The sequence below is a fragment of the Solicola agrisoli genome (genome assembly GCF_049059935.1).
In the GTDB taxonomy this organism is placed as follows: Bacteria; Actinomycetota; Actinomycetes; order Propionibacteriales; family Nocardioidaceae; genus JAURVT01.
Map to the genome: position 1 here is coordinate 29,825 of NZ_JBMGQR010000001.1, position 26,592 is coordinate 56,416.

Sequence of the window (26,592 nt, forward strand, 5' to 3'; positions counted from 1 at the left end):
CCGGGGCGCTCCAGCGCCCGCACGGTCAGATGTGCGGGACGCTAGTGCGTCCACGGAGCGAGACGGAAGCCACCGGGCGGTTGCGGGCCGAATCGTTATGGAGTCAGTACCTGGCGAAATGTGCCGGTTACCTCAGAGCAGGCGGCCGAGGTCCTGCGGCGTCAGCCCGACCAGGGACTGCCGCACCGTGCGGCGGTCCTCCTCGCCGACGGGCACGTGGTGCGGCACCGCGAGGACGTGGCAGCCGGCCGCCTGGGCCGAGCGCGCCCCCGTCGGGGAGTCCTCGACGGCGACGCAGTCGCGCGGGTCGACGCCGAGCGCGCGGGCGGCGGCGAGGTACGGCTCGGGGTCGGGCTTGCCGGCCGACACCTCGTCCCCGGTCATCACCACGTCGAAGACGTCCTCGGGCAGGTGCGGCAGCAGCGACTCCACGATGCTGCGCCACGACATCGTCACCAGGCCCAGCAGCACCCCGGCCGAGCGCAGCTGGGCCAGCAGCTCGAGGGCGCCGGGCCGCCACTGCAGGTCGCCGGACTCCATGTGCCGCAGCACCGCCGCGATCAGGTCGGCGACGATCTCCTCCGGCTCGAGGTCGAGGTCCATCCGCTTCTTGATGTAGCGGCCCGACTCGAGCAGGTCGTTGCCGACCAGCTGCATGGCGTCGTCGTCGCTCCACTCGGCGCCGTGGCGACGCGCGAGGTCGAACTCCGCCGCGATCCAGATCGGCTCGGTGTCGACGATGGTGCCGTCGAGGTCCCACAGGACGGCGGCCGGCAGGCCGTCAGTTCGCATTGAAGTAGGTCGCCTCGGGGTGGTGGAGGATGATCGCGTCCGTCGACTGCTCGGGGTGCAGCTGCAGCTCCTCGGACAGCTCGACGTTGATCCGCTCGGGACGCAGCAGGCGCACCAGGTCGGACCGGTCCTCGAGGTTCGGGCAGGCCGGGTAGCCGAAGGAGTACCGCTCGCCCCGGTAGCCCTGCTTGAGGATGCCCGACAGCTCGGTGGGGTCGTCGCCGTCGATCTTGAGCTCCTCGCGGATCCGCGAGTGCCAGTACTCCGCGAGCGCCTCGGTGAGCTGGACCGACAGGCCGTGCAGCTCGAGGTAGTCGCGGTAGGCGTTGCGGCTGAAGATCTCGTTGGTCACGTCGCTGACGTGGGCACCCATCGTCACCAGGTGGAACCCGACGACGTCGAGCTCGCCCGAGCTCTTGGGACGGAAGAAGTCGGCCAGGCACAGGTGGCGGCTGCGGGTCTGCCGCGGGAACGAGAACCGGGCCACCTCGTCGCGCTGGTGCTCCGCGTCGAGGACGACGAGGTCGTTGCCCTCGGAGTAGCAGGGCCAGTAGCCGTAGACGACGGCCGGCTCCATGATCTTCTCGGTCTGGATCCGGTCCATCCACATGCGCAGGCGCGGGCGTCCCTCGGTCTCGACGAGCTCCTCGTACGAGGGACCGTCGTCGGCGCGCGAGGTCTTCAGGCCCCACTGCCCCATGAACGTGGCGCGCTCGTCGAGCCAGGACGCGAAGTCCTGCAGCGGGATGCCCTTGACGATGCGGTCGCCCCAGAACGGCGGCGTGGGGACGTCGACGTCCTGGCGCACGTCGGAGTGGTCGGGCGGCGGCGGCGCGTCCTCGGCGGGTGCGGCGGGCTTGCGCTTGACCCGACGCTGGCGCAGCTCGGGCAGCGCGGCCCCGGGCACGCCGCGCTTCACGCCGATCATCGCGTCCATGAGCCGCAGGCCCTCGAACGCGTCGCGGGCGTAGCGGACCTCGCCCTCGTACATCCCGGCGAGGTCCTCCTCGACGTAGCCGCGCGTCAGCGCCGCGCCACCGAGGATGACCGGGAACCTGGCGGCCATGCCGCGGGTGTTCAGCTCGCCGAGGTTCTCCTTCATGATCACGGTGCTCTTGACGAGCAGGCCGGACATGCCGATGACGTCGGCGCGGTGCTCCTCGGCGGCGTCCAGGATCGCCTGGACCGGCTGCTTGATGCCGAGGTTGACCACGGTGTAGCCGTTGTTGCTGAGGATGATGTCGACGAGGTTCTTGCCGATGTCGTGGACGTCGCCCTTGACGGTGGCCAGGACGATGGTGCCCTTGCCGTCGTCGTCGGTCTTCTCGATGTACGGCTCGAGGTAGGCCACCGCGGTCTTCATGACCTCGGCGGACTGCAGCACGAACGGCAGCTGCATCTGGCCGGAGCCGAACAGCTCGCCGACCGTCTTCATGCCGGCGAGGAGGTCCTCGTTGATCACCTCGAGCGCGGTGCGGCCGGCGTCCATCGCCTCCTGGAGGTCGACGTCGATGCCCTTGCCCTCGCCGTCGACGATGCGCGCCTGCAGGCGCTCGGCCAGCGGCATCGCGGCGAGCTCGGCGGCGCGGTCGGCCTTGGAGTCGGCGGCCTTGACGTCGGCGAACATCTCGAGCACCGCGGTGAGCGGGTCGTAGTCGCCGTCGCGCTTGTCGTGGACGAGGTCGAGCGCGGCCTTTTTCTGGTCCTCGGGGATGCGGTTGAGCGGCAGGATCTTGGCCGCGTGGACGATCGCGGAGTCCAGGCCGGCCTCGACGCACTCGTGCAGGAACACCGAGTTCAGCACGATGCGCGCGGCCGGGTTCAGGCCGAACGAGACGTTGGACAGCCCGAGCGTGGTCTGCACCGTCGGGTAGAGCTGCTTGATCTGGCGGATCGCCTCGATGGTCTCGATGCCGTCGCGGCGTGTCTCCTCCTGACCGGTGCCGATGGGGAACGTCAGCATGTCGATGACGATGTCCTCGACGCGCATGCCCCAGTTGCCGGTGAGGTCCTCGATCAGACGGGTGGCGACGCGCACCTTCCACTCCGCGGTGCGGGCCTGGCCCTCCTCGTCGATGGTCAGGGCCACGACGGCCGCGCCGTGCTCACGCACCAGGCGCATCGTCCGCGCGAAGCGGGAGTCGGGGCCGTCGCCGTCCTCGTAGTTCACCGAGTTGATGACGCTGCGGCCGGCCAAGCGCTCCAGGCCCGCCTGCAGGACGTCGGGCTCGGTGGAGTCGAGCATGATCGGCAGCGTGGCCGAGGTGGCCAGGCGGAACGCGAGCGTGCTCATGTCGGCGGCACCGTCGCGTCCGACGTAGTCGATGTTGAGGTCGAGCATGTGGGCGCCGTCGCGGATCTGGGCGCGCGCGATGTCGACGCAGTCGTCCCAGCGCTCCTCCAGCATCGCCTCGCGGAACGCCTTCGAGCCGTTGGCGTTGGTGCGCTCGCCGACCGACAGGTACGACAGGTCCTGGCGGAACGGGACGGTCTGGTACAGCGACGCCGCACCGGCCTCGGGCTCGGGGTGACGGGTCACGACCTCGCGTCCGCGGACGCGCTCGACGACCTTCTTCAGGTGCTCGGCGGTGGTGCCGCAGCAGCCGCCCACCAGGCTCAGGCCGTACTCGCGGGTGAACGTATCGTGCGCGTCGGCGAGCTCGTCGGGCGTCAGCGGGTAGTGGGCGCCGTCAGCCGTCAGCTGGGGCAGGCCCGCGTTGGGCATGCAGCCGATGGGGATGCGCGAGGTGCGCGACAGCTGGCGCAGGTGCTCGCTCATCTCGGCCGGGCCGGTGGCGCAGTTCAGGCCGATCATGTCGATGCCGAGCGGCTCGAGCGACGTCAGCGCGGCGCCGATCTCGCTGCCGAGCAGCATCGTGCCGGTGGTCTCGACCGTGACGTTGACGATGATCGGCAGGTCGACGCCCGCGGCCTCCAAGGCGCGCTTGGACCCGACGACCGACGCCTTGGTCTGCAGGAGGTCCTGGGTGGTCTCGATCAGGATCGCGTCGGCGCCGCCGTCGATCAGGCCGCGGGCCTGCTCCTGGTAGGCCTCGCGCAGGATCGCGTAGGTGGTGTGGCCGAGCGTGGGCAGCTTGGTGCCCGGGCCCATCGAGCCGAGCACCCAGCGGGGACGCTCCTCGGTGGCGTACGCGTCGGCGGCCTCGCGGGCGATGCGCGTGCCCGACTCGGCCAGCTCGTAGATCCGGTCGACGATGTCGTACTCGGCGAGGTTGGCGAAGTTCGCGCCGAACGTGTTGGTTCCCACGCAGTCGCAGCCGACCTCGAGGAAGCTGTCGTGGATGGCGCGCACGACGTCGGGCCGGGTGACGTTGAGCACCTCGTTGCAGCCCTCGAGACCCTCGAAGTCCTCGAGGTCGAGGTCGAAGTCCTGCAGGGCCGTGCCCATGGCGCCGTCGGAGACGACGACGCGCTCGGCGAGGGCCTGGCGGAGGAGGTGCGGGGAGGGAGGCATCGGCATCCATCTGAGACGTCGGGTGGGACTGGCCAAGTCTAGGTGGTCGGACGCGGGCTCCCCCGGACTTGCCACGGTGCGGGACGGCGGGGTATCGCCCGTCACACCCGGGCGCGGGCCTACGCTTGCGGGATGGACGAGGTGCAGGAGCCGAGATCGGCGGTCGACCCGTGGATGGTCGTCGCCTTCGAGGGCTGGAACGACGCCGCGGACGCCGCGTCCGGCGTCGTCGACCACCTGCTCGAGTGGTGGGACGCGACGCTCGTCGGCGAGATCGACCCCGAGGACTACTACGACTTCCAGGTCAACCGCCCTCACGTCGGCACCGACGAGCACGGCGACCGCGTCCTCACCTGGCCCACGACGCGGGTGTACCTGGCCCGCCCCGTCGGCGCCGACCGCGACGTCCTGCTGGTGCGCGGCGTCGAGCCGAACATGCGCTGGCGCTCGTTCTGCGAGGAGCTGCTGGCCATCGTCGACGTGCACGCCGTCAGCACCGTCGTGACGCTGGGAGCGCTGCTGGCCGACACGCCGCACACGCGTCCGATCCCGCTCTCGGGGACGACGAGCGACGTCGGGCTGGGCGAGGCGCTGCAGCTGGAGGAGTCGCGGTACGAGGGCCCCACCGGCATCAACGGCGTGCTGGCCGACCTGTGCATCCACGCCGACGTCCCCCACGTCTCGCTGTGGGCCGCGGTGCCGCACTACGTCGCGCAGCCGCCGTGCCCCAAGGCCACGCTCGCGCTGCTGAGCCGCCTGGAGGACCTCCTCGAGGTGCCCCTCCCCCTCGGCGACCTCGTCGAGGCGTCCAAGGCCTGGGAGCGCGGCGTCGAGGAGCTCGCCGCCGAGGACACCGAGATCGCCGAGTACGTCGAGGCGCTCGAGGAGGCCCAGGACACCTCCGACCTCCCCGAGGCCTCCGGCGACGCCATCGCCCGCGAGTTCGAGCGCTACCTCCGCCGCCGCTCTCGCGACTCCGACACCTAGCCCCCATCCCCCACCCCGCGATCCGTCGATCGCCGTCTACCGATCCGCCGATCCGTGCCTATCGATCCGCCGGATCGTGACTCACCAGAGCCGGGGAAGCGATCCGATGCCCAGCATCTCGGCCACCTGCGCCTCGAACGGCGGGCCGTCGCCCCAGATGTCCTCGCTCGTCACCACCAGGACGCGCCAACCGAATTGCTCGGCGACGGCACGGCGTCTGGCGGCGTCGTGGGCCCGGTCCTCGTCCGACGAGTGGTCGCGCCGCCCGTCGAACTCGACAGCGATCTTCTGCTCCTCGTACCCCATGTCGAGCCGGGCGACCACGACACCGGAACGAGACCTCAGGACGATCTGGGACGTCGGCGCGGGCAACCCTGCGTCCACCAACCTCAGGCGGGTCAGCGTCTCGCCGCTCGACTCGACGAGTGGGTCGATCAGCTCGGCCAGGACACGGGCCTGACGGATCCCCGGGTAGCCGCGCAGCATCACCAGAGCGCCCCGGACCGCATCCGGATCGATGAGACCGGCAGCGGCGAACGCGTCGGCGGCCACGAGGGCATAGGGGCGAAACGACGTGCGAAGCAGGTCGGTGACGGTCCGGACGGCTGTGGTCACCTGCAGGCCGTCGATCGTCTCGACGTCCCGTGGAGCGATGTAACCCTCGTGGCACACCACCCCTGCTCGCCGTGCCCGGCCGGAGCCGTGTGGCACCACGCACCGCGGGACGAGCTGGTGGCGGTCACCGGGCCGAAAGACGTCGAGCCCATGAAGCCACGCGACGGTCTCCCCGTAGAACACCGCACCCTTCGGCCGGACGAGGTCGAGTACCACCGCACGCAGGTCACGCGACTCGGGCACCCGCGCGTCGACCACTACCCCGCGAAACACGTCCCTGAGCCCGCCGTCGGCTCGCAGGGCGCGGACTCGGTAGGTCGACAGGCCGACGTCGGCAGAGTCGCGGGTGAGGAACGGACGTCCGCCGTTGATGAGTGCGCTCATCACCGAAGCGTCGCGCAGGTCAACGATCCGTCGCAGTCTCTATCCACAGGCCGCCGGAATCGACGGATCAATGGGTCAGGATCGACGGACGGATAGACCCGAACTGGCGGATCGCGGTCAGGGGGTGAGGCCGAGGAGGGCGTCGAGGACGAGGCGGACGGTGCCGGTGGCGTCGGTGCCGGTGGTGTCGGGACCGGGGGCCGCGCCCTCGTCGCCGCGGGGGTCGGTGCCCTGGGTGGGGGTGTGGCCGGCGAGGGTGGCGTCGACCCAGGCGTCGACGACGGCGAGGGCGGCGGGGGCGTCGAGGTCGGAGGCGAGGGCCGCGCGGACGCCCTCGACGACGGGGGCTGCGTCGGCCGGGGTGGGCGACGCGAGGGCCTCGCGCCACCGGGCGAGGCGGGCCTCCGCGGAGGCGAGGTCGCCGTCCGGCCCCTCGAGCCACTCCCAGTCGGTGCGGTAGTGGTGCGCGAGGAGCGCCAGGCGGATCGCGGCGGGGTCGACGCCGTCGTGCCGCAGCCGCGAGACGAGCACCAGGTTGCCCTTGGACTTGCTCATCTTCTCGCCCTCGTACCCCACCATGCCGGCGTGGACGTAGGCCTGCGCGAACGGCTTGCCCGTGGCGACCTGCGCCTCGGACGCCGACATCTCGTGGTGCGGGAAGACCAGGTCGGACCCGCCGCCCTGCACGTCGATGGTGTCGCCGAGGTACTCCAGCGCCATCGACGAGCACTCGACGTGCCAGCCGGGTCGGCCGCGACCGAGCGGCGAGTCCCACGCCGGCTCGCCGGGGCGCTCGGCCTGCCACACCAGGCAGTCCAGACGGTCGCGCTTGCCGGCGCGTTCGGGGTCTCCCCCGCGCTCGGCGAACAGCGCGTCCATGGTCGCGTCGTCGTAGCCCGACACCGACCCGAACGCCGGGTCGTCGTGCACCGAGAAGTACAGGTCGCCGTCGACCTCGTACACCGCGCCACGCTCCTGCAGCGTCTGGACGAGACCGACGACCAGCGGGATCGACTCCACCGCGCCGACGAAGTGCTGCGGCGGGACGACGCGCAGCGCCGTCATGTCCTCGCGGAACAGGTCGGTCTCGCGGACGGCGAGCTCCTCCCAGTCGACGCCGGTGGCCAGCGCACGCTCCAGCAGCGGGTCGTCGACGTCGGTGACGTTCTGCGTGTAGAGCACGTCGATGCCGCGGTCGCGCCAGGCGCGGAGCAGCAGGTCGAACGTCAGGTACGTCGACGCGTGCCCGAGGTGGGTGGCGTCGTACGGCGTGATGCCGCAGACGTAGATGCGCGCGGCGTCGGACGGGTCGCTGTCGACCAGGCCTCCGGAGGCGGTGTCGTGCACGCGCACCCGCGGGCCGTGGCCCAGCTGGTGGTCGGCGAGCGACGGGACGTCGGGAGCAGACCAGGCACGCATGACCGCGAGCCTATCGGCCGTCGGTCAGAACGCCGGCCACGGGATGGACGGCCAGTGCCGTCCGGGCTCGGGCAGGCGCCCCGAGCCGATCAGCGCGTCCACGCGTCCGACGAGCGCGAGGTGCTCGATCGGGGAGATCAGGCCGAGCAGCCGGCGTCGGACGGGCTCCTCCTCCAGCTCGATGCGCAGGGCGCCCAGGGTGAAGAGCTCGTCGTCGGTGAGCTCGCTGTCGCCCCAGCCCCACAGCACGGTGCGCAGCTTGTCCTCGGTGTGGAAGCAGATGCCGTGGTCGCAGCCGCGCACCTGCCCGTCGGCGTGCGGGAGCACGTGCCCGCCCTTGCGGTCGGCGTTGTTGACCACGACGTCGAACACCGCGAGCCGGCGCAGCCCGGGGTCGTCGGCGTGGACCAGCGAGATCGGACGGTCGCGCTCGTCGAACGCGTCGAGCACGTGCAGCCAGCCGTCGGGCACCTCGCCCTCGGGCACGACGTCGACGAGCTCGGAGTCCTCGGGGCTGTCGACCCACGCCTGCACCATGCCGGGCCCGAACGGCCCGTCGCCCAGCACCGTGGTGGGGACGACACCCCACCCGCCGAGCTCGGACAGCGCGTACGCCGCCACCTCGCGACCCGCGAGCGTGCCGGTCGGGAAGTCCCACAGCGGCTTCTCGCCACGGATGGGCTTGTAGACGCACGGCACGGTGACGTCGCCGTCGCGGGCCTCGGCCAGGAACGTCGCGTTGGACGCCTGGACGAGGCGTCCGGAGATCTCGAGGTCACCCGAGGCCAGCACCTGCGCGAGGTGCGCGGAGGCGTCGTCAGTCACGGATCACGCGGCGGAAGCCGTTGGCGCGGGGGCACAGGTGGCCGGTGGGGTCGATCGGGCCGCCGCAGAACTGGCACCGCTCGCGTCCGGCGCCGACGACGCTGCGCGCGCGCTCGGCGAACCCGTGGGCGGCGCCGACGCTGAGGCGCACCACCAGCTTGTCGGTGGCCTCCTCCTCCTCGTCGCCGTCGGTGAGGGAGAACGCCTCGACGAGCACGGACGCGGTGTCGGTCTCCCAGGCCAACGTCATCGTGCCGACCTTGAACTCCTCCTCGATCGGCTGGTCGAGGGGGCCCATGTCGGTGGTGATGTCGGCGAGGTGCTCGGCGTGGGTCTCGAGCGCGGTCTCCAGCAGCTCGTCGATCCGCTCGGCCAGGACCGAGACCTGCTCCTTCTCCAGGGACACCGACGTGAGCCGGTTGCCCTCGCGGGCCTGCAGGAAGAACGTCCGCGACCCCGGGGTGCCGACGGTGCCCGCGACGAAGCGGGTCGGCGTCTCGTACCGGTGGATCAGCATGACGACGAGCCTATTGCGTCGTCCCACACCGCGCGGGTCGGGCTCACAGGCTGCCGTCCCCGCCGCCCACCGCGGCGTCGCCGGAGCGCTTGCGCGCACGCTTGCGCGCGGGGGGCTTGAGGCCGGACAGGTCGGCGCCGCCGTCGTTGACGAACAGCACCACCGGGCGGCTCTGGGTGTACTGGACGACGCTCACCGACGCGGGCGCGACCATGAGCCGCTGGAACGAGTCGAGGTGCATGCCGAGGGCGTCGGCCAGGATCGCCTTGATCACGTCGCCGTGGCTGACCGCCACCCAGCACGCGCCGTCGCCGTGCTCGGCGGCCACCTCGGCGTCTATGCGCCGCACGGTGGCGACGGCCCGGTGCTGGACGCCGGCCAGCGACTCGCCGCCGGGGAACGTCACGGCGCTGGGCTGGCTCTGCACGGTCTTCCAGAGCGGGTCCTTGGACAGCTCCTTGAGCGGCTTGCCCGTCCAGTCGCCGTAGCCGCACTCGACCAGGCCCTTGTCGCGGACGATCGTCGGCGTGGGGTCCTGGTGGGCCGCGATGGCCTTGGCGGTCTCGACGGTGCGCGTCAGCGGGCTCGCGACGAGGCGCGCCAGCGGCACGGCGGCGATGCGAGCGGCGACCTTCTCGGCCTGCTCCCGGCCGACCTCGTCGAGGTGGACGCCGGGGGTGCGGCCGGCAAGGACGCCCTGGGCGTTGGCGGGCGTACGCCCATGACGGACGAGCACGAGGGTGGGCACGGGACCAGCCTATGCGCGGGGTGGGACACGGCAGGTCATGATGTCCCCGTGATCATCGACGCCGCCGTCTACCGCGACGGCAAGCGGGCCTCCGACCGGTGCTCGCTCAAGGAGGTGCGCCACCTGCTGGCCACCGTCGAGGGCGAGAACGACTTCGTCTGGATCGGCTTGCACGAGCCGACCGCGGCCGAGCTCGACGAGATCGGCGAGCTGTTCGGGCTGCACCGGCTCGCCATCGAGGACGTCTCCGAGCCGCACCAGCGGCCCAAGATGGAGAAGTACAAGGACCACTTCTTCATCGTGCTCAAGACGCTCTCCTACCACGACGACCAGGTCGAGACTGGCGAGATCGACGCGTTCCTCGGACCCAACTACTTCATCACCGTCCGCAACGGCAACCACTCGATCAAGGACGTGCGCGCCCGCGCCGAGGAGCGCCTGTTCTTCCTCGACCACGGCCCCGCGGCGGCCCTGTACGCGGTGGTGGACGGCGTCGTCGACCAGTACGAGGCCGTCGCCGACGAGCTGCAGACCGACGTCGAGGAGGTCGAGGCGTCGGTGTTCTCCGACGGCCGCACCCGCGACTCCGACCGCATCTACGCGCTCAAGCGCGAGATGCTCGAGTGCCGCCGGGCGATCCTGCCGCTCAAGGCGCCCACCGGACGTCTGCTGCGCGGCGACTTCGACTTCATCCCCGAGCGGGCGATGCCGTTCTACCGCGACGTCGCCGACCACCTCGCCCGCGTCGCCGACGACATCGACGCCGCCGACCACCTGCTCGACAACGCGCTCAACGGGCACCTGGCGCGGCTCTCGCTCCAGCAGAACGACGACATGCGCAAGCTCGCCGCGTACGCCGCGATGTTCGCCGCCCCCACCCTGATCGCGGGCGTGTACGGCATGAACTTCGAGAAGATGCCCGAGCTGACCTATCCCTACGGCTACCCGCTGTGCCTGCTGGCCATGGTCGCGGTGGTGGCCTGGCTCTACTGGAGCTTCAAGCGGTCCGGCTGGCTGTAGCGCGTCAGGCCGCGACGCCGGCGGTGATGACGCCGGCTCCCACGAGCACCAGGACGAGCGTGCCGAGGCCCACGCGGTAGACCACGAACGGCGTGTACGAGTGCGTGCTCACGTACTTGAGCAGCCAGGCGATGGACGCGTAGCCGACGGCGAACGACACCACCGTGGCGACGGCCGTCGGGCCGATGCCGTAGGGGTTGTCGGCGCCCGGCACGTCCTTGAGCTTGTACAGCCCCGCCCCCACGACGGCCGGGATGGCCAGCAGGAACGCGTAGCGGGTGGCGGCCGCGCGCTCGTACCCGAGGAACAGGCCCATGGTGATGGTCGCGCCCGAGCGGGAGACGCCGGGGACGAGCGCCGCGGCCTGCGCCAGGCCGAACGCGATCGCGTGCCCCCAGGTGAGCTTCTCGATCGGACGGTTGAGCCGACCGACGCGCTCGGCCAGTGCGAGCACCAGACCGAGCACGATCAGCGTCGTGCCGATCACCCACAGGTTGCGGAACTGGCTGTCGATCGCGTCCTCGAGCACCAGGCCGAGCAGCACGATGGGCATCGAGCCGATGATGACGAACCAGCCCATGCGCCACTCGTGCTCCCGACGTGCGGCGGCGCTGAACAGCCCGCGCACCCAGCCCGACCCGATCGTCCAGATGTCCTTGCGGAAGTAGATGAGCACCGCGAGCTCGGTGCCGATCTGGACGACGGCGGTGAACGCCGCGCCGGGGTCCTCCCAGCCGAAGAACTTGGGGTAGATCGCCAGGTGCGCGCTGGAGGAGATCGGGAGGAACTCCGTCAGCCCCTGCAGCACACCGAGGAAGATCGCCTGCAGCAGCTCCACGTCACTCCCCCAGACCGGACGCGTCGAGCGCCTCGGCCATGGTGCGCAGCACGGCCGCGCGCTCGTCGTGGGTCTCGCCGAACGTCGAGACCGCGATGGTGGTGGCGCCCGCCTCGGCGTACGCGTGCAGCCGCTCGGCGATGCGCTCCCGGGGGCCGATCAGCGCCGTCTGGTCGATCAGCTCGAACGGGACGGCCGCGGCCGCCTCGCGCGGCTGGTGGTCGAGGTAGAGGTCCTGGACCTCCTGCGCGGCGTCCTCGAACCCCATCCGGCGGGCCAGCGCGTTGTAGAAGTTCTTGTCGCGGCTGCCCATGCCGCCGACGTACAGGGCGGTGTACGGCCGCAGCGGCGCCGCGCACGCCTCGAGGTCGTCGCCGACGACGACCGGCACCGTGGCCACGACGTCGAGGTCGGCGCGTGCGCGTCCGGCGCGGGCCAGCCCGGCGTCGAGCGGGTCGAGGGACACCGCGGCGTGCTCGGGGGCGAAGAAGATGGCCAGCCAGCCGTCGGCGATCTCGCCGGTGAGCTCGAGGTTCCTCGGACCCACGGACGCGAGGTAGATCGGCAGGTCGGCGCGCTGCGGGTGCAGCATCAGCTTGAGCGCCTTGCCGGGGCCGTCGGGCAGCGGGAGCGTGAAGAACTCGCCCTCGTGGCGGACGGTCTCGCGGGCCAGCGCTGCCCGGACGACCTCGACGTACTCGCGGGTGCGTGCCAGCGGCTTGTCGAACCTGACTCCGTGCCAGCCCTCGGAGACCTGCGGGCCCGAGACGCCGAGCCCGAGCCGGAAGCGCCCCTCGGACAGCCGGTCGAGCGTGGCGGCGGTCATCGCCGTCATGGCCGGGGTGCGGGCGGGGATCTGCATGATCGCGCTGCCGAGGTCGATCCGCGACGTGCGCGCTCCGATCCACGACAGCATCGTGGGCGCGTCGGAGCCGTAGGCCTCGGCGGCCCAGACGACGTCGTAGCCGAGCTGGTCGGCGAGCACGGCGGTCTCGACGCGCTCGGCGACGTCCGGGCCGGCCACGTAGCCGACGTTGAGTCCCAGGCGCACGTGCGCTCCTCTCGTCCCGCGGTGGGTGTGATTCCCCACGGCCTCGGCGAGCCTAACCCTCGTCGGGGACACCCCGGGCACTAGCCTCGGGGGCATGCGAGAGCGGTACGTCGGGCGTTCAGGGCTGCGTGTCCCGCGCCTCGGCCTGGGCACGTGGTCGTGGGGACGCGCCACCGACGAGCACGAGGCGCCGGACGTCCTGCGCGCCTACCTCGACGCCGGCGGCTACCTGCTCGACACCGCCCCCACCTACGGCGGCGGCGCCTCCGAGGAGCTGCTCGGCAAGATGCTCGGCACCGTCGTGCGCCGCGAGGAGGTCGTGCTCGCGTCCAAGGCCGGCCTGCGGGTGACGCCCCGCGGCGCGTCGGCCGACACGTCCCGCCGCTCGATGCTCGCGCGCCTCGACGACACCCTGCGCCGTCTCGGCACCGACCACCTCGACCTGTGGCAGGTCAACCGCTGGAGCCCCGACGTCCCCCTCGAGGAGACGCTGTCGGCGCTCGACCACGCGGTGGCGACCGGTCGCGCCCGCTACGTCGGCGTGTCCAACTACGCCGGGTGGCAGACGGCGCTCGCCCACTCCTGGCAGGCCGCCGCACCGGGCCGCTCGGCCATCGTCTCGACCCAGGTCGAGTACTCGCTGCTCAACCGCGAGGTCGAGCACGAGGTCGTCCCCGCCGCCGAGGCGCTCGGCGTCGGCGTGCTCGCCTGGTCCCCGCTCGGACGCGGCGTGCTCACCGGCAAGTACCGCCACGGCATCCCGTCGGACTCCCGCGCGGCGTCCGACGACCTCGCGTCCTTCGTCGAGCCCTACCTGGACGACCACGCCGCCCGCGTCACCGAGGCCGTCGTCCGCGCCGCCGACGGGCTCTCGCTGAGCCCGGTCGAGGTGGCGCTGGCCTGGGTGCGCGACCGGCCGGGCGTCACGTCGGTGCTCCTGGGGGCCCGCACGGCCGACCAGCTGCGCGCCGCGCTGTCGGTGGAGAAGGTCGAGCTGCCCGCCGAGATCGTGCGTGCGCTCGACGACGTCTCGGCTGGTGGCTAGCCGACCGGTCCTCCTTGGCCCGGTTGGGCATGATGGGGCGTCGGACGTCGGAGAGGGGTCATCGTGGAGTACGAGTTCCAGCGCTTCTCGTTGTCGCGCACGCACTCCCGCTCGGCCGTGCGCCGGCTGCTGACCGACGCGGCCGAGTACCAGGGCTGGGAGCTCGACCGGCTCCGCCTGTTCCCCGACGGCACCCGCCGCGTCGTCCTGCGCCGCAAGATCATCCGGGTGCGCCGCACCCTCTGATCACGCGAGGTCGACGAGGGCGTCCAGGACCTTGCAGCCGAACTCGAGGGCGTCGGTGGGCACGCGCTCGTCGATGCCGTGGAAGAGCGCGGTGAAGTCGAGGTCGGCGGGCAGGCGCAGCGGCGTGAAGCCGTAGGAGCGGATGCCCAGGCGGTCCCAGGCCTTGGCGTCGGTGCCGCCCGACATCAGGTAGGGCGCGATGTGGGCGCCGGGGTCCTGGGTGTGCAGCGCCAGCGTCATGGCGTCGACGAGGTCGCCCTCGAAGCCGATCTCCAGCGCGGGCTGGAACGTCTCCGGCTCGGCCCGGACGCGCTCGCCCAGCACGTCCTGGACGGCCTTCATGAACGAGTCCTGGTGGCCGGGCAGGTAGCGGCCGTCGATCTTGGCCTCGGCGGTGCCGGGCACGACGTTCACCTTGTAGCCGGCCGACAGCATCGTCGGGTTGGTGGTGTTGCGCATGCCCGCGCCCACCATCCGCGCGGCCGGTCCGAACTGCTCCAGCAGCGCGGACGTGTGCCCGCGGTCGATGCCCGACAGCTCGGCCACCTTGTCGAGCAGCAGCTGCATCGACGGGCCGGGCTCCTCCGGCCACTCGTGGGCACCCAGCCTGGCGACGGCCTCGGCGAGCGCCGTCACCGCGTTGTCGGGATGACGCATGGAGCCGTGGCCGGCGGTGCCGTCGACCTGCAGCCGCATCCACGAGATGCCCTTCTCGCCCGACTCCACGAGGTAGAGGCGCTGGCCGCCGATCTCGACCGAGTACCCGCCGACCTCGCCGATCGCCTCGGTGACGCCCTCGAACAGGTCGGGGTGCTCGTCGACGAGGTGGTGCGCCCCGTAGGTGCTGCCCGCCTCCTCGTCGGCCGTGAACGCGAGCACCACCGGACGCCGCGGCGGCACCCCGGCGCGCTGCCGCGCCCGGACGACCGACAGCACCATCGCGTCGAAGTCCTTCATGTCGACGGCGCCGCGCCCGTACAGGTAGCCGTCGACGACCTCGCCGCCGAACGGGTCCTGCGACCAGTCCGCGGCCTGCGCCGGCACCACGTCCAGGTGGCCGTGCAGCAGCAGCGGCGCCTGGCTGCCCGAGTGGTCGCCCCACCGCGCGACGACGCTGGCACGCCCCGGCGCCGACTCGACCAGCGTCGACTCGATGCCCACCTCGTCCAGGCTCGCGGCGACGTACTCGGCGGCCTTGCGCTCCCCCGGCCCGGTGCCGTCCCCGAAGTTCTGGGTGTCGATCCGGATCAGCTCCCGGCAGATCCGGACGACCTCGGCCGTGGGGTCGTACGAGGGCGTCTGCTGTGCGTCCGTCATGGCTCCATCCTGCCCGACCGATGCGAGAGTGCCGGACGGTGTTTGCTAGTGTTCTGTCCGCACCGAGGGACGCGACGCGCCCCTCACGTCCGGGTGGCGGAATAGGTAGACGCGCTAGCTTGAGGTGCTAGTGCCCGTATAGGGCATGGGGGTTCAAGTCCCCCCTCGGACACGACCTGGTGGGTTGAATCCCACTCACCGGGTAGTCGCAGGATCAGGTCCCACCGTCAGGCCCACGAGCCCGACGGTGGGACTTCGTCGTTCTCGGGCAATCGCCCACCGTCGGCAGACCCCTTCCACGTGGACGACAACGACGGTCCGGCGGCGGCCTCGGAATGCACGGGTCCGTAGACGGCGATCGGGGCGACTGCGCTCGAGGCCGAGGTCCAGACGGGTGCGTCCATGCCCAACTACGCACCACCGGCCGCCCACCGTGCCCGCCCGTCCGCCCACCGTGCCCGCCCGGTCACCCACGTGCCCGACGCGGCGCCCCGCCCAGGTGGTCCGGCTCCGATGCAGCCCGTCCCCACGTGTTCCCCGAGACCGGGCAGTCCGCCACCCACGACGAGTTCGTCGCCGCCCGCACCGCCGGCATCCCCCGGCTCGTGTTCCACAAGACCGGTGTCGACCCCGACGCCGAGCAGGCGGGATTCATCACCGCCGTGGGCGACTACTCCGTCGGGAGCTTCTGGGCCCACTACGAGTCCGTACCGGAGCTTCAAACCCTGGCGACCAGGGCCATCCGCGAGCTCGAGGCCCAGCCGTCCCCGTTGACGTTCGAACCGCTGACGGAGTCACCGAACGTGCAGTGGAAGGACGACTGGCACGCCGGCACGCCGTCGTTCGGGTTCGGTCACGTGGCCCCGTTCATCGAGCTCCACGCCGTCGACCTGGCCGGCAACGCACTGTCGGCCAGGCAGCTGGGCGACCTCGGCGACCCGCTGGTCACCAAGCTGCGGACCTTCGGGGTGCTGCCCGTCGCATCGGGCGCAGAGGTCGACGTCAGCGAGACGTCGGTGACGATCACCGTCCCGACGCCGGATCGCCGGTTCGACCAGGCGGTCCCCCATCGCTTCGCCGGTGTCAGGGTCACCAAGTCCGGGCAGGTGAGCGTCTGGTCGACCCTGCCTCACGACAACATGGGCGGGATGCTCGACGAGACCGACCTGAGGGCGACGCTCGTCGAGCAGCTCGGAGTCATCGGGGTCCTGGGCGTGTTGACCGGCGACCGGTTCGCCCTCGCGCCCGGTCTCGGCGGATCGATGAGCCGGGTCACCATCGCCTCGCCCGGCATCGCGCGCAGCTCTGTGTCAGGCTTCGGCTCGGACCAGCCGGTCCGCGTGGACCCTGACGAGTCGGTGTCGGCGGCCGCGTTCGACGTCGGCGCCGACGACGTCGCGAGGATCCTGGCTCGGTCCGTCATCACGAGGCTCGGCGGCTGACACATCGTGGGAGCGGTCGGCCTTGCCCTCCGCCAGCCACCTCTTCATCTGCCTGCTATTCCTGCTTGTCGCCGGTCTCGCCGTCCATCCCCGGATGGGGATCGCCAAATGAGACGCTCGGACCGATCGAGATTGGGACGCTACGACGGGTTGTCGCCAACTTGGCGCCCGTTACGGTTCATGCGACAACCGCAGTTCGCGCAGGTCCATCCACCGCGCAGTGCCTGACTGGCACTAGTTGGCTTGCGAAAGCGCGGAACCTTCTCGCCGCAATTGGGGCAGTTCGGTAGAGGCAAGAGCGTTGCAAGGCCGAGAACCGCCAGACCCCCGGCGATCCCGCCAACAACCCCGACAATCAGCAAGCCTGTGAGCATGGCCAGATCCTGTCATCCGAGTGCCTGCCGGAACGGCGTCTCGGACCCTCACAAACGTCCGCTGCCGTAAGCCGATCCCCATCCGGACCGACAGTCGCGCGCCGGGATAGTTCTTGCGGTCGACATGGACGCTCGCAACGTGCGGGGATGTCGGGCGACAGCCGAACCTTCGCGCAATCGAGTAGGTCAGGCAGTTGAGCGCCACTTCGGGCCATCCGTGAGCTGTGTCCGATGCCGCACAGCCTGTCGGTCACCCAAGAGGCCAGGCGGTGCAACTCGCACCGTGTCAGCGCGGCACTGACGTCTCGCGGTACTGCTGCGCGAGGACCCGCTTGACGAGCTTGCCGGTGGCCGTGCGTGGGAGCTCTTCGATGAAGTCGACGGAGCGGGGGGCCTTGTAGTGCGCGATCCGCTCCCGGACAAAGGCGATGAGCTCGTCGGCGAGCTCGGGGCCGGTTGTGATGCCCTCGGCGGGCTGCACGACGGCCTTCACCTGCTCGCCCATCTCGTCGTCGGGGACGCCGATGACGGCGACGTCCTGGACGGCGGGGTGGAGGACGAGGGCGTCCTCGGCCTCCTGGGGATAGATGTTCACGCCGCCGGAGATGATCATGAACGACGTGCGGTCGGTGAGGTAGAGGTAACCCTCGTCGTCGACGTAGCCGATGTCGCCGACGGCAGACCAGGTCGGGTGGTCCGGGTGCTGCGCCAGGGCAGTCTTGTCGGAGTCGTTGTGGTAGCTGAACGGCATGGTGTCGCGCTCGAACCAGATGACGCCGATCTCCCCCGGAGGTAGCTCCTCACCGGCCGGGTCGCAGACGTGGATGACTCCGAGCCCCGCGCGTCCGACGCTTCCGGGGTGCTCGAGCCAGTCCTGCGGTCCGATCAGGGTGATGCCGTTGGCCTCGGTGGAGGAGTAGTACTCGTGCAGGATCGGCCCCCACCAGTCGATCATCTGCTGCTTCACCTCGACCGGGCACGGAGCGGCTGCGTGAACGGCGACCTCGAGCGACGACACGTCGTACCTCGCACGGGTCTCGGCGGGCAGCTTGAGCATCCGCACGAACATGGTGGGCACCCACTGGCTGTGGGTGACGCGGTGCTCTTCGATCGCGGCCAGGGCCTGCTCAGGGTCGAAGCCGTGGGCGAGCACGACGGTGCCGCCAAACCGGTGGACGATGCCACCGAAGCGCAGCGGCGCCGCGTGATACAGCGGGGCGGCACTGTAGTAGACCGTGTCGGTCGAGAAGCCGTAAAGGGGGCCGAACACCGCGGCGAACATGTCACCGGGCTCATCGACCTGGTAGGTAGGCAGGGGCGGCAGCACCCCCTTGGGGCGGCCGGTGGTGCCCGAGGAGTACAGCATGTCGGCACCGGCCGGCTGGCTCTCCGCACGCTCGGACGAGCCCGCAGCGAGCCCGGCCGCGTAGTCGTCAAACCCGTCCACCGGCCCACCGAACGCGAGGGCCAGCGTCACCGCCGGGCACTGGTCAAGCACGGCGACGGCCAGATCGGCAAGGTCACCCGACACGACCAGGACGCTCGCCCCGCAGTCGCCGACGATGTAGGCGGCCTCGGCGGCCGTCAAGTGGCTGTTGACGCCGGTGACGTAGAGCCCCGAGCGCATCGCCGCCCAGTAGATCTCAAAGATCTCCGGAGCGTTCGTGCTGAGGAAAGCCACATGGTCCCCGGGCTGCAGACCGTGACCGCGCAGCAGCGACGCCAGCCTGGCGGACCGCTCGTCGAGCTCGGCGTAGGTGGTCACGGCGTCGGTGTCCGCGTCGACGATCGCAGCACGGTTGGGCGCCGACGACGCGAAGGTGCCTGGGTACAAGACGGGGCTCCTCGGTGCGCGGGGGTGTGTGCGCGCAGTTTCGTACCGGTCAGCACTGACTGTCAACGCAGCGGGTCGCGGTACGGTACCTCGATGACGGACACGCCGAGGGGCTTGGACGCCCCGGCGGACCCACGTCCACGACGGTCCCGCAGCGAGGTCAGCCAGCGGACCATCCTCGACGCCACGGTGCGCGTGCTCGTTGAGCACGGACACGCCGGAGCCTCGACCCTGCAGATCCAGCGGGAGGCCGGCGTGTCCCGCGGGCGGCTCCTGCACCAGTTCGCCTCCCGCGAGGCCCTGCTGGTCGCAGCCGTCAGCCACCTGGCCTCGATCTACATGACGTCGAGCGGGCAGCTCTCAGCCTCCCTCCCCGACAGCTCCCAGGACCGCGTCAACGCGGCGGTCACAGACATGTGGGCGAACTACCAGCAGGACCACTTCTGGGCCGCCACCGAGCTGTGGCTGGCCGCCCGTCACCACCCCGCGCTCGCCGAGGCGCTGCGCCCGGTCGAGCATGTCGTCGGGGAGCGGGTGCGCGCCGCCACCGACTCGTACTTCGGGCCGACCCTGTGCGACCACCCGGACTACCGGGCGACCCGAGAGCTCCTCAACACCTCGATGCGCGGGGTGGCGCTGACTTACGCCTTCAACGGACGCCGCGACCGCATGGCCGACGACACGCACCTGCCGCAGTGGCGCGACCTCGCCTCCCGGTCGCTGCTTGACCCCTGAGGACGTCGACGTGCCGACCGAGGAGGTGTCGGCGTCGCGGGCCGACAGGAGACCAACACCCCAGTGTGGAGGTGTCCCCCGTCGATCTGGGCTCTGGACCTGTCAGCCGCCCGGCTTCGAGGTCGGTGCCGGCGCCCCGTCCTGACGGGGTGGCGAGATGACCAGCAGACCGCTGGTGGCCGAGGCGATCAGGGTCCCGTCCTCGGTGTGGACCTTCGCCTCGGCTGTCATGTTGCGGCGCCCCGGATGGATGATCTCCGCTCGGGCTCGTAGTGTCCCGCTGCCGGGGCGGGCCGCCTTGTGGAAGCGCACCTGCAGGTCCACCGTGGTGTAGGCGACGCCCTGGGGCAGCAAGGTCTGGCAGGCGCAGCCGCACGCCGAGTCCAGGATCGTGGCCAGGGCGCCGCCGTGGATCGAGCCGATGGGGTTCATCAGGCTCTCGTCCGGCTCGAGGTGGAACTCGACGACACCGGGGTCGGCGAAGGCGATCTGGGCTCCGACCAGCGCGGCGAACGGCGGTGCCGGCACCTCGCCGCTCACCAGGCCGCGGATGAAGTCGAGTCCGCTCATGGTGGCTGCGCGCGCCAGGACGGGCCCAGGGTCTACCCAGGAGACCTCCCTGGACCCCATCACCGCCTCCCCAGCCGCGAGGTCGTGGTCCTCGTCGCTGCCGGCGGGCCGCCGAGCGGTCGAGCTCCTCGCTCGTCTGGGTGGTGCATCGTCATGGCTGCGTCTCCTTGGGTGGCGGGCGTTGGCGGGTCGTCGTGGCGGGTCACTGCTTCGCGGGCACCAACAGGGCGGCGAGGACGGCGGAGGCGGCGAACACTCCTGCCACGACCTCCACGCCCAGCTGGACGCCGTGGGCGACGACGACGGACCCCACGAAGCTGGAGCCCATCACCGAGCCGACCTGTCGGGCGGCGTTGACGGCGCTGGCGGCCATGCCGGCCTCCTCTGGGCGCACGCCGGCGATCGCGGCCGCCGTGCTGGGCGCGGCGACAAGTGCGATGCCGGCACCGATGGCGATCAGGGCGGGCCAGACCCGCAGGTAGCCGGCCGCGTCCACCTGACTCGCCAGCCCCAGGCTTGCCGCGGCGACCAGGACGAGTCCGGCCACCAGGGGCACCCGGAACCCCGCCCGACGCACCAGTCGGCCCGCGGCCATGGCCACGACGACGTAGGCGAGGAAGAGCGGAAGCAGACGCCACCCCGTCGCCAGCGCGTCCAGCCCCAGGTCGCTCTCGAAGTGCAGGACGAGCGTGATGGCCAGGCCGGTGAAACCGAACAGCGCGACGCCGGCCACCACCATGACCGCGGCGAAAGCGGGGTTGGCCAGCAGCCTGACGTCGAGCATCGGTCGTCTCACCCTGCGTTCGACGTCGACAAACACGGCCGCGGCCACCGCGGCGGCGGCGAAGGCGGTCAGCGAGCGTGGGTCGTCGTACCCGTGCTGGCCGCCACCGACGAGGCCGTAAACGAAGCCGCCGATCGCCACGGTGCCGAGCACGGCGCCGGCGAAGTCCAGCTCGGCGTCGGGGTGGCGCGAATCGGTGACCAGTGAGAGAGCCAAGCCGGTGGCGAGCAGGCTGAGGACGATGACCGGCACGAACGTCAGGCGCCAGTCGTGGTGCAGCAGCACCCAACCGGCCGCGAGTGGGCCCACGGCCAGGCCCAGGCCCGAGCTGGCCACCCAGGTCGTGATCGCCTCGGTCCGACGGTGGGGGTCGGCGAAGGTCAGGCTCACGATCGACAGGCTGTTCGGGAGCACCAGGGCACCGCCGACGCCGGCGAGCAGCTCCCCGGCCAGCAGTGCGCCGAACGTGCGCGTCGACAGCACGAGTACGGCCGCGGCGGCCAGCACCAGGGTGCCGCACACGAAGGCCCGTCGACGGCCCCACCGGTCACCTGCCGACCCCGCGGTCAGGATCAGGCTGGCGACCACCAGAGTGTACGAGCTCGGCACCCACACCAGGCTGGCCGGAGCCACGGCTAGGTCGGCGCCGATGGCACCGAGGGAGGAGACCGAGGCGGTGATGAGGAAGAACGTCACCATCGCACCCAGGCACGCCGCGACGAGAACCCCGGCCTCGCGGGACGAGAGTCTGGTCGAGGCCCGGTGGAGGTGGGCGACCTCGGGGACCGCGCTCACGGCAGGTCCGCCGGCGAGCCGGTGGGCATCGCCCTCGCCGCCCGGGTGACCGCGTCATCGCGGGGCTCGACCTCGTCCGAGACCGGCGTGGCGAGCAGCTTCGGGCCGAAGGCGCGGCCCGGGCCGCGGTCGCCGCCTGCGATGGAGGCCATTCGTCGCTGGCTCACGCTCACGCCCCTCTGCCTCGTTGCGGACCGATCGGTCCGTGCTCATCCAACCACATGACGGACCGGTCGGTCCGGTAGCGTGTCGACATGCCCCGAGCGCGAGACCCGCACACGCGTACGCGGATCCTCGACGCCGCCGTGCCCCTGTTCTACGAGCGCGGCGTCCAGGCCGTCGGCATGGCCGAGCTTGCCGCCGCCGCAGCGTGCGGCAAGAACGCGATGTACCGGGAGTTCGCCACCAAGGACGGACTCGTGCTGGCCTACCTGCGACTCTTCGGCGAACGCCGCAGGGAGTCCGAGCGCCTCGCCGTGACGGGCGCGGCGGACCCGCGCGACGCCATCAGGGCCATCGCCCTCGAGGTGGTCGCCAAGTCCGACCGGCCCGGCTTCCGTGGCTGTCCGCTGCGCAACTATCTGAGTGAGCTCGGCCACGCCGACGACGAGGTGTCGCTCTACGCGGAGCAGTGGCTGCGCGAGCGTCGCGCCACCGTCCAGAGCCTGGTCCGCGAGACCGAGGTGCCCGACCCGGAGGTCGTCGCCGACCAGGTGTGGTTGGCGCTGGAGGGCCTGTGGTCCAGCGCCGCCTACCCCGACCGGCGTCGACTCGGGGAGGCAGCACTCCGCCTTATCGATGACCTGATGAGCGCCTAGCCGGCCGCGCTCGGGAGTTCTGCTCCCCGCCCGCAGAGGAAACCCGAGTCGCGACACGCCACATCGAACCGCCACCCCCAGTTATCGGACCGCGGCCTCCGACGTCCCGCGCTGGATCGTCGACTGGATGAAGCGGGAAGCGCGGCTGGCTCGTCCAACCGCACGCTCAGTCTCAGACGACGCAGAACTCATTACCTTCCGGGTCCGCGAGTGTCGTGGCGTAGTGACCGACGAACTCGCCCTCGTGTGTGTGCAGCACGGTGGCGCCGAGCGCGGTCAACGTCGCGACTCTCGACCGGACCCGCGTCCTCCGTTCGTCGAGCGGCACCCCACGTCCGCCACCGACCTGGACGTCGATGTGCAGCCGGTTCTTCACCACCTTGCTCTCCGGCACGACCTGGAACCACACAGCGGGCCCGACTCCCTTCGGGTCGACGATCCGGTCGCAGGCGTCGCCGGTCTCAGGCAGCTCGGTCTCGGGGACGCCGCCGCGTACGTAGAACTCGCGCCACGTCGGACTTCCCGCGGGCGGCGGAGCCGGTACGTAGTCGAGCGCCGCAGCCCAGCACGGGATCAGTCGGGCGGGATCCGAGCAATCCACCACGAGTTGAATCGTCGCCATGCCGCAACTGTGTTCCCGCTCCCCCTGAAACCGCAAACTCCCTTGTTGTCGCGACGACTACCGGCGCCGTTCGCCATTGTGCGCGGCGGTCGTTCCGCGGGGGATCGCCTTGCGGGACCGGACCATCGCCCCGTCTTACGGGCCCCGTGTATAGCGGCGGATTGACGCGGTCTTGACGTCTGGTTAATGACCGGACGGACACCCTAAGCACGGCCCGCGCTCCGCGGGCCCACACCCAGGGAGCTCTCGTGTTCGACTCTTTCAACGGCCTGCCGCTGCACCCGCTCGTGGTGCACGCCGTGGTCGTGCTGCTGCCGCTGACGGTCGTCGGCGTCGTGCTGGTCGCGCTGCGGCCCGCGTGGCGCCAGAGGTACGGCTGGCTGGTCGCTGCGCTCGGCGTCGTCGGCGTCGCACTGATCCCGGTCGCCACGTCGAGCGGCGAGGCCCTGGAGCGTCGCGTCGGCGACCCCGGTGCTCATGCGGCGCTGGGCGACCAGCTGCTCTGGTTCTCGCTGCCGATGGTCGTCCTGCTCGTCGTGCTGCTCATGCTCGACCGCGCCGGCAGCGCCCGGAAGGCGATCACCACCGGTGTCGCGGTCTTGGCCGTCGTTGCCTCGGTCGCGGCCGGCGTCCAGGTGTACCGCGTCGGCGACTCCGGTGCCCGCGCCGCGTGGGGCGACACACCAGCCGCAGCCCGCTGACCACTCCGGGCCCACGATCGGCCCGTGCACACGCGGCTCCATCCCGGGCCACAGGGGGCGCACAGGTCGAGCCCCCAGATTTCTCCTGAACACTCCGTCGGGCACATGCCCGTCAGACCTCGAACGGACACACCCCTTCATGAACAAGATCCGTCGCACCGTCGTCGCCCCGATCGCTGTGCTCGCGCTGGTCACCGGCCTGGCCGCCTGCAGCTCCAGCGACAGCACCGACGCCTCCTCGTCGTCCACCAGCTCCGAGAACGGCCCCCCGCAGGGCGGTTCCGGTGGCGGCCCCGGTCAGATGCAGACCTTCACCGCGGTCGACCTGAACACCGACGGCACCAACGCCTCCGACGCGAACACCACCGACGTCGTCAAGGCCACCGACGCGTTCCTCGCCACGCTCACCGACGAGCAGAAGAACACCGCCACCTACGACTTCAGCGACAACCAATCGCGTCAGACCTGGTCGAACTACCCGGCCTCGACGGTCGCCCGCAAGGGCATCGCGCTCACCGATCTGAGCGCCGAGTCCAAGACCGCTGCGATGGCCGTGGTCAAGACGATGCTCAGCGCGCAGGGCTACTCCCAGGTCGAGGCCATCCAGAAGGCCGACGACTGGCTCAAGGCCAACAGCGACGGTGGCAACAGCGACTTCGGCGACGAGAACTATTACATCGCCGTGTACGGCACGCCGTCCACGACCGACCCGTTCATGGTCCAGTTCGGCGGGCACCACCTCGCCCGCAACTACACCTACAAGGGCACCACGGCCAGCATCACGCCGGACTTCACCGGCACCGAGCCCAAGTCGTTCACCATCGACAACACCGACGTCGAGCCCATGAAGGAGAAGGCCGGCACCGCGTTCGCCGTCTTCGACTCCCTCACCGACGACCAGACCGCCCAGGCCAAGCTCTCGGCCACGCTGAACGACATCCTGATGGGACCCGGCGTCGACAGCGGCAAGTTCCCCACCACCGAGGGCCTCAAGGTCTCCGACCTGTCCACCGCGCAGCAGAAGCTCGTCCTCGCCGCCATCGCCGCATGGGTGGACGACGCCAACCCCGGGATGGCCGCGTCGCTGATGAAGACCTACGAGTCCCAGCTCGACCAGACCACCATCGCGTTCTCGGGCAGCGACACCGTGGACGGCGACAACACCTACCTGCGCATCGACGGTCCCCGCGTGTGGATCGAGCTGGTCAACACCCGAAGCCGCAGCACCCCCAACGTCCACTACCACGGCGTGTACCGCGACAAGACCGACGACTACGGCAGCACCAACCCCAGTGCGTGACGTCCTCACCGCCTGGGCGCGACGGGCGGCGGCGCTCCTGGTGGGCGCCGCCGTCCTCGTCCTCGCGGGCTCACAGGTCGCCTCGGCGCACCCCCTGAGCACCTCGGCGGTCCTGCTCGACGTCACCTCCAGCGAGGTGACCGCCACCGTGCAGATCCCCCTGGACGAGCTCAGCATCGCCCAGGACCGCGATCTCACCGCCACCAGCGTGCTCACCCCGTCCACCCTGGCCGGGCTGCGCGCCTACGTCCGCGACCACCTCGGCGCCACCGACGACGCCGGCCGCACCTGGACGACCACGGTCAGCGGCGGCACCGTCACGGAAGTCGACGGCGTCGACAACCTGGTGCTGGCCGCCACCCTCGCCCCGGCGACCGGGACCGTCGGCGACTTCGTGCTCCACGACGACGCCGTCATGGACGCGCTGCCGGCGCACCGCGTCTTCGTGTCGGCCCGCTACGGCCACGACGGCGCCTACACCCAGCTGGCGATGCTGTCGTGGCAGACCACGGCGGTGCCGGTGGCCCGGGCCTCGGCGGCCACCGACGCAGACAGCGGGTTCGTGCCGGCGGTGCACCTGGGCATCGAGCACATCAGCGGCGGCAGCGACCACCTGCTGTTCCTGCTCATGCTGCTGCTGCCCGCTCCCCTGGCGGTCCGAGGCCGGAGATGGGTCCGCCGGCCCGATGTCCGCCGGGCCGGGTGGCGGATCGTGCACGTCGTCACCGCGTTCGCGATCGGGCACTCGATCACCCTGGCGCTCGGCGCGCTCGGATGGGTGCACCTGCCGTCGAGGTTCGTCGAGGCCGGCATCGCCCTGTCCGTCCTCGTCTCGGCCGTGCACGCGATCCGACCACTCGTGCGACGCGGCGAGGTGCTCATCGCCGGTGGGTTCGGCCTGCTGCACGGTCTGGCGTTCGCGACGCTCCTCGGTGACCTCGACCTCAGCCGCACGAGCCTGGTGACCACCCTGCTCGGCTTCAACCTCGGCATCGAGGTCACCCAGCTGCTGGTGGTCGCCCTGGCCATGCCGTCACTGATCGTCCTCAGCCGCACCCCGGCCTACCCCTGGCTGCGCGCCGCCCTGGCGTCGCTCGGCGCGGTGCTGGCCTCGGCCTGGCTGCTCGAACGGGTCGGTGTCCTGACGGCCAACCCGCTCGAGCCGGTGGCCAACCTCCTCGTCGACCACCCAATCGCTCTCGCCGTCGGCCTTGCGACCTGCGCCCTGGTGGGTCACGCGAGCATGCGGGCGAGCGGTGGCGGAGCCACCGCCCCGGACCGGTTCTTAACCCGGACTTGACGGTCCGCTGCCACCGGCTTGACGCGCACGCTCCTAGC

The 26,592-nt window shown here is 71.2% G+C and carries 25 protein-coding genes and 1 tRNA gene; 11 read left to right on the plus strand and 15 right to left on the minus strand.

What is annotated here, in order from left to right; all coding sequences use genetic code 11:
* Window positions 1-132: 132 nt before the first annotated feature.
* Together ACI6PP_RS00155 and metH are read right to left on the minus strand one after the other, a co-directional pair.
* Entirely contained in the window at window positions 133-792 is a 660-nt protein-coding gene (locus tag ACI6PP_RS00155) for an HAD family hydrolase (RefSeq protein WP_421108013.1), read from the minus strand.
* Window positions 782-4,267 (minus strand): methionine synthase, encoded by a 3,486-nt coding sequence (metH, locus tag ACI6PP_RS00160; protein ID WP_421108015.1) that lies wholly within the window; start codon window positions 4,265-4,267, stop codon window positions 782-784. Before metH ends, ACI6PP_RS00155 begins: the two co-directional genes overlap by 11 nt.
* A gap of 132 nt (window positions 4,268-4,399) precedes the next feature.
* On the opposite strand from metH, the gene ACI6PP_RS00165 reads away from it, so the two are divergent.
* Entirely contained in the window at window positions 4,400-5,254 is an 855-nt protein-coding gene (locus ACI6PP_RS00165; protein ID WP_421108017.1) for a PAC2 family protein, read from the plus strand.
* Between the two features lie 81 nt (window positions 5,255-5,335).
* On the opposite strand, the gene ACI6PP_RS00170 is transcribed toward ACI6PP_RS00165, so the two are convergent.
* The 5 genes from ACI6PP_RS00170 to ACI6PP_RS00190 all read right to left on the minus strand — a co-directional run bounded on the left by ACI6PP_RS00170 (window position 5,336) and on the right by ACI6PP_RS00190 (window position 9,762).
* On the minus strand, window positions 5,336-6,253 hold the full coding sequence (locus ACI6PP_RS00170; RefSeq protein ID WP_421108019.1) for a hypothetical protein: 918 nt from the start codon (window positions 6,251-6,253) through the stop codon (window positions 5,336-5,338).
* A gap of 117 nt (window positions 6,254-6,370) precedes the next feature.
* Window positions 6,371-7,672 (minus strand): cysteine--1-D-myo-inosityl 2-amino-2-deoxy-alpha-D-glucopyranoside ligase, encoded by a 1,302-nt coding sequence (gene mshC, locus ACI6PP_RS00175; protein WP_421108020.1) that lies wholly within the window; start codon window positions 7,670-7,672, stop codon window positions 6,371-6,373.
* A gap of 24 nt (window positions 7,673-7,696) precedes the next feature.
* On the minus strand, window positions 7,697-8,497 hold the full coding sequence (locus ACI6PP_RS00180) for an SCO1664 family protein (protein ID WP_421108022.1): 801 nt from the start codon (window positions 8,495-8,497) through the stop codon (window positions 7,697-7,699).
* Window positions 8,490-9,014 (minus strand): DUF3090 family protein, encoded by a 525-nt coding sequence (locus ACI6PP_RS00185; protein ID WP_421108024.1) that lies wholly within the window; start codon window positions 9,012-9,014, stop codon window positions 8,490-8,492. Before ACI6PP_RS00185 ends, ACI6PP_RS00180 begins: the two co-directional genes overlap by 8 nt.
* A gap of 43 nt (window positions 9,015-9,057) precedes the next feature.
* Window positions 9,058-9,762: an MSMEG_4193 family putative phosphomutase gene (locus tag ACI6PP_RS00190; protein ID WP_421108025.1), complete on the minus strand. Its 705-nt coding sequence runs from the start codon at window positions 9,760-9,762 to the stop codon at window positions 9,058-9,060.
* Between the two features lie 48 nt (window positions 9,763-9,810).
* On the opposite strand from ACI6PP_RS00190, the gene corA reads away from it, so the two are divergent.
* The gene (gene corA / locus ACI6PP_RS00195; RefSeq protein ID WP_421108026.1) at window positions 9,811-10,782 is read left to right on the plus strand and encodes a magnesium/cobalt transporter CorA; all 972 of its coding nucleotides are present in this window, start codon (window positions 9,811-9,813) and stop codon (window positions 10,780-10,782) included.
* Window positions 10,783-10,786: 4 nt separating this feature from the next.
* Here corA and ACI6PP_RS00200 read toward each other — a convergent pair whose 3' ends face one another.
* On the minus strand, window positions 10,787-11,620 hold the full coding sequence (locus tag ACI6PP_RS00200; RefSeq protein WP_421108027.1) for an undecaprenyl-diphosphate phosphatase: 834 nt from the start codon (window positions 11,618-11,620) through the stop codon (window positions 10,787-10,789).
* Between the two features lies 1 nt (window position 11,621).
* Window positions 11,622-12,671 (minus strand): LLM class F420-dependent oxidoreductase, encoded by a 1,050-nt coding sequence (locus ACI6PP_RS00205; RefSeq protein ID WP_421108029.1) that lies wholly within the window; start codon window positions 12,669-12,671, stop codon window positions 11,622-11,624.
* A 94-nt stretch (window positions 12,672-12,765) separates the two neighbouring features.
* Here ACI6PP_RS00205 and ACI6PP_RS00210 point away from each other — a divergent pair, with 94 nt between their 5' ends.
* Both ACI6PP_RS00210 and ACI6PP_RS00215 read left to right on the plus strand, forming a co-directional pair.
* A complete protein-coding gene (locus tag ACI6PP_RS00210; RefSeq protein WP_421108030.1) occupies window positions 12,766-13,716 on the plus strand; it encodes an aldo/keto reductase in 951 nt (316 codons plus the stop codon).
* A gap of 60 nt (window positions 13,717-13,776) precedes the next feature.
* Entirely contained in the window at window positions 13,777-13,962 is a 186-nt protein-coding gene (locus ACI6PP_RS00215) for a DUF5703 family protein (protein WP_421108320.1), read from the plus strand.
* Here the strand turns inward: ACI6PP_RS00215 and ACI6PP_RS00220 are convergent, their stop codons facing one another.
* Window positions 13,963-15,279, minus strand: a complete 1,317-nt coding sequence (locus ACI6PP_RS00220) for a M20/M25/M40 family metallo-hydrolase (protein ID WP_421108031.1) — start codon at window positions 15,277-15,279, stop codon at window positions 13,963-13,965.
* 87 nt (window positions 15,280-15,366) lie between these two features.
* Here ACI6PP_RS00220 and ACI6PP_RS00225 point away from each other — a divergent pair.
* Both ACI6PP_RS00225 and ACI6PP_RS00230 read left to right on the plus strand, forming a co-directional pair.
* Window positions 15,367-15,451: transfer RNA gene (locus ACI6PP_RS00225), tRNA-Leu, on the plus strand.
* A gap of 358 nt (window positions 15,452-15,809) precedes the next feature.
* Window positions 15,810-16,721, plus strand: coding sequence for a hypothetical protein (locus ACI6PP_RS00230; RefSeq protein WP_421108033.1), 912 nt, complete (start codon window positions 15,810-15,812; stop codon window positions 16,719-16,721).
* A gap of 660 nt (window positions 16,722-17,381) precedes the next feature.
* On the opposite strand, the gene ACI6PP_RS00235 is transcribed toward ACI6PP_RS00230, so the two are convergent.
* Complete coding sequence (locus ACI6PP_RS00235; RefSeq protein WP_421108034.1) at window positions 17,382-19,139, minus strand: acyl-CoA synthetase; 1,758 nt, start codon at window positions 19,137-19,139, stop codon at window positions 17,382-17,384.
* Here ACI6PP_RS00235 and ACI6PP_RS00240 point away from each other — a divergent pair.
* Window positions 19,119-19,664: a TetR family transcriptional regulator gene (locus tag ACI6PP_RS00240; protein ID WP_421108035.1), complete on the plus strand. Its 546-nt coding sequence runs from the start codon at window positions 19,119-19,121 to the stop codon at window positions 19,662-19,664. The genes ACI6PP_RS00235 and ACI6PP_RS00240 overlap by 21 nt on opposite strands.
* Window positions 19,665-19,766: 102 nt before the next feature.
* Here ACI6PP_RS00240 and ACI6PP_RS00245 read toward each other — a convergent pair whose 3' ends face one another.
* From ACI6PP_RS00245 to ACI6PP_RS00255, 3 genes are all read right to left on the minus strand, one after another.
* Window positions 19,767-20,234 (minus strand): PaaI family thioesterase, encoded by a 468-nt coding sequence (locus ACI6PP_RS00245; RefSeq protein ID WP_421108037.1) that lies wholly within the window; start codon window positions 20,232-20,234, stop codon window positions 19,767-19,769.
* A gap of 202 nt (window positions 20,235-20,436) precedes the next feature.
* Window positions 20,437-21,813, minus strand: coding sequence for an MFS transporter (locus ACI6PP_RS00250; protein WP_421108038.1), 1,377 nt, complete (start codon window positions 21,811-21,813; stop codon window positions 20,437-20,439).
* Window positions 21,810-21,980: a hypothetical protein gene (locus ACI6PP_RS00255; RefSeq protein ID WP_421108039.1), complete on the minus strand. Its 171-nt coding sequence runs from the start codon at window positions 21,978-21,980 to the stop codon at window positions 21,810-21,812. Before ACI6PP_RS00255 ends, ACI6PP_RS00250 begins: the two co-directional genes overlap by 4 nt.
* Window positions 21,981-22,067: 87 nt before the next feature.
* Between ACI6PP_RS00255 and ACI6PP_RS00260 the strand changes: the two genes are divergently transcribed.
* A complete protein-coding gene (locus ACI6PP_RS00260; protein ID WP_421108041.1) occupies window positions 22,068-22,631 on the plus strand; it encodes a TetR/AcrR family transcriptional regulator in 564 nt (187 codons plus the stop codon).
* A 172-nt stretch (window positions 22,632-22,803) separates the two neighbouring features.
* Here the strand turns inward: ACI6PP_RS00260 and ACI6PP_RS00265 are convergent, their stop codons facing one another.
* Window positions 22,804-23,253: a VOC family protein gene (locus ACI6PP_RS00265; protein ID WP_421108042.1), complete on the minus strand. Its 450-nt coding sequence runs from the start codon at window positions 23,251-23,253 to the stop codon at window positions 22,804-22,806.
* 248 nt (window positions 23,254-23,501) lie between these two features.
* Here ACI6PP_RS00265 and ACI6PP_RS00270 point away from each other — a divergent pair, with 248 nt between their 5' ends.
* The 3 genes from ACI6PP_RS00270 to ACI6PP_RS00280 all read left to right on the plus strand — a co-directional run bounded on the left by ACI6PP_RS00270 (window position 23,502) and on the right by ACI6PP_RS00280 (window position 26,554).
* Complete coding sequence (locus tag ACI6PP_RS00270) at window positions 23,502-23,954, plus strand: DUF2231 domain-containing protein (RefSeq protein WP_421108043.1); 453 nt, start codon at window positions 23,502-23,504, stop codon at window positions 23,952-23,954.
* Between the two features lie 139 nt (window positions 23,955-24,093).
* Window positions 24,094-25,254, plus strand: coding sequence for a DUF3500 domain-containing protein (locus ACI6PP_RS00275; RefSeq protein WP_421108044.1), 1,161 nt, complete (start codon window positions 24,094-24,096; stop codon window positions 25,252-25,254).
* Window positions 25,247-26,554 carry a HupE/UreJ family protein gene (locus tag ACI6PP_RS00280; protein ID WP_421108045.1) on the plus strand — a complete coding sequence of 436 codons (1,308 nt, stop codon included), beginning with the start codon at window positions 25,247-25,249 and terminating at the stop codon, window positions 26,552-26,554. Before ACI6PP_RS00275 ends, ACI6PP_RS00280 begins: the two co-directional genes overlap by 8 nt.
* Window positions 26,555-26,592: the final 38 nt, after the last annotated feature.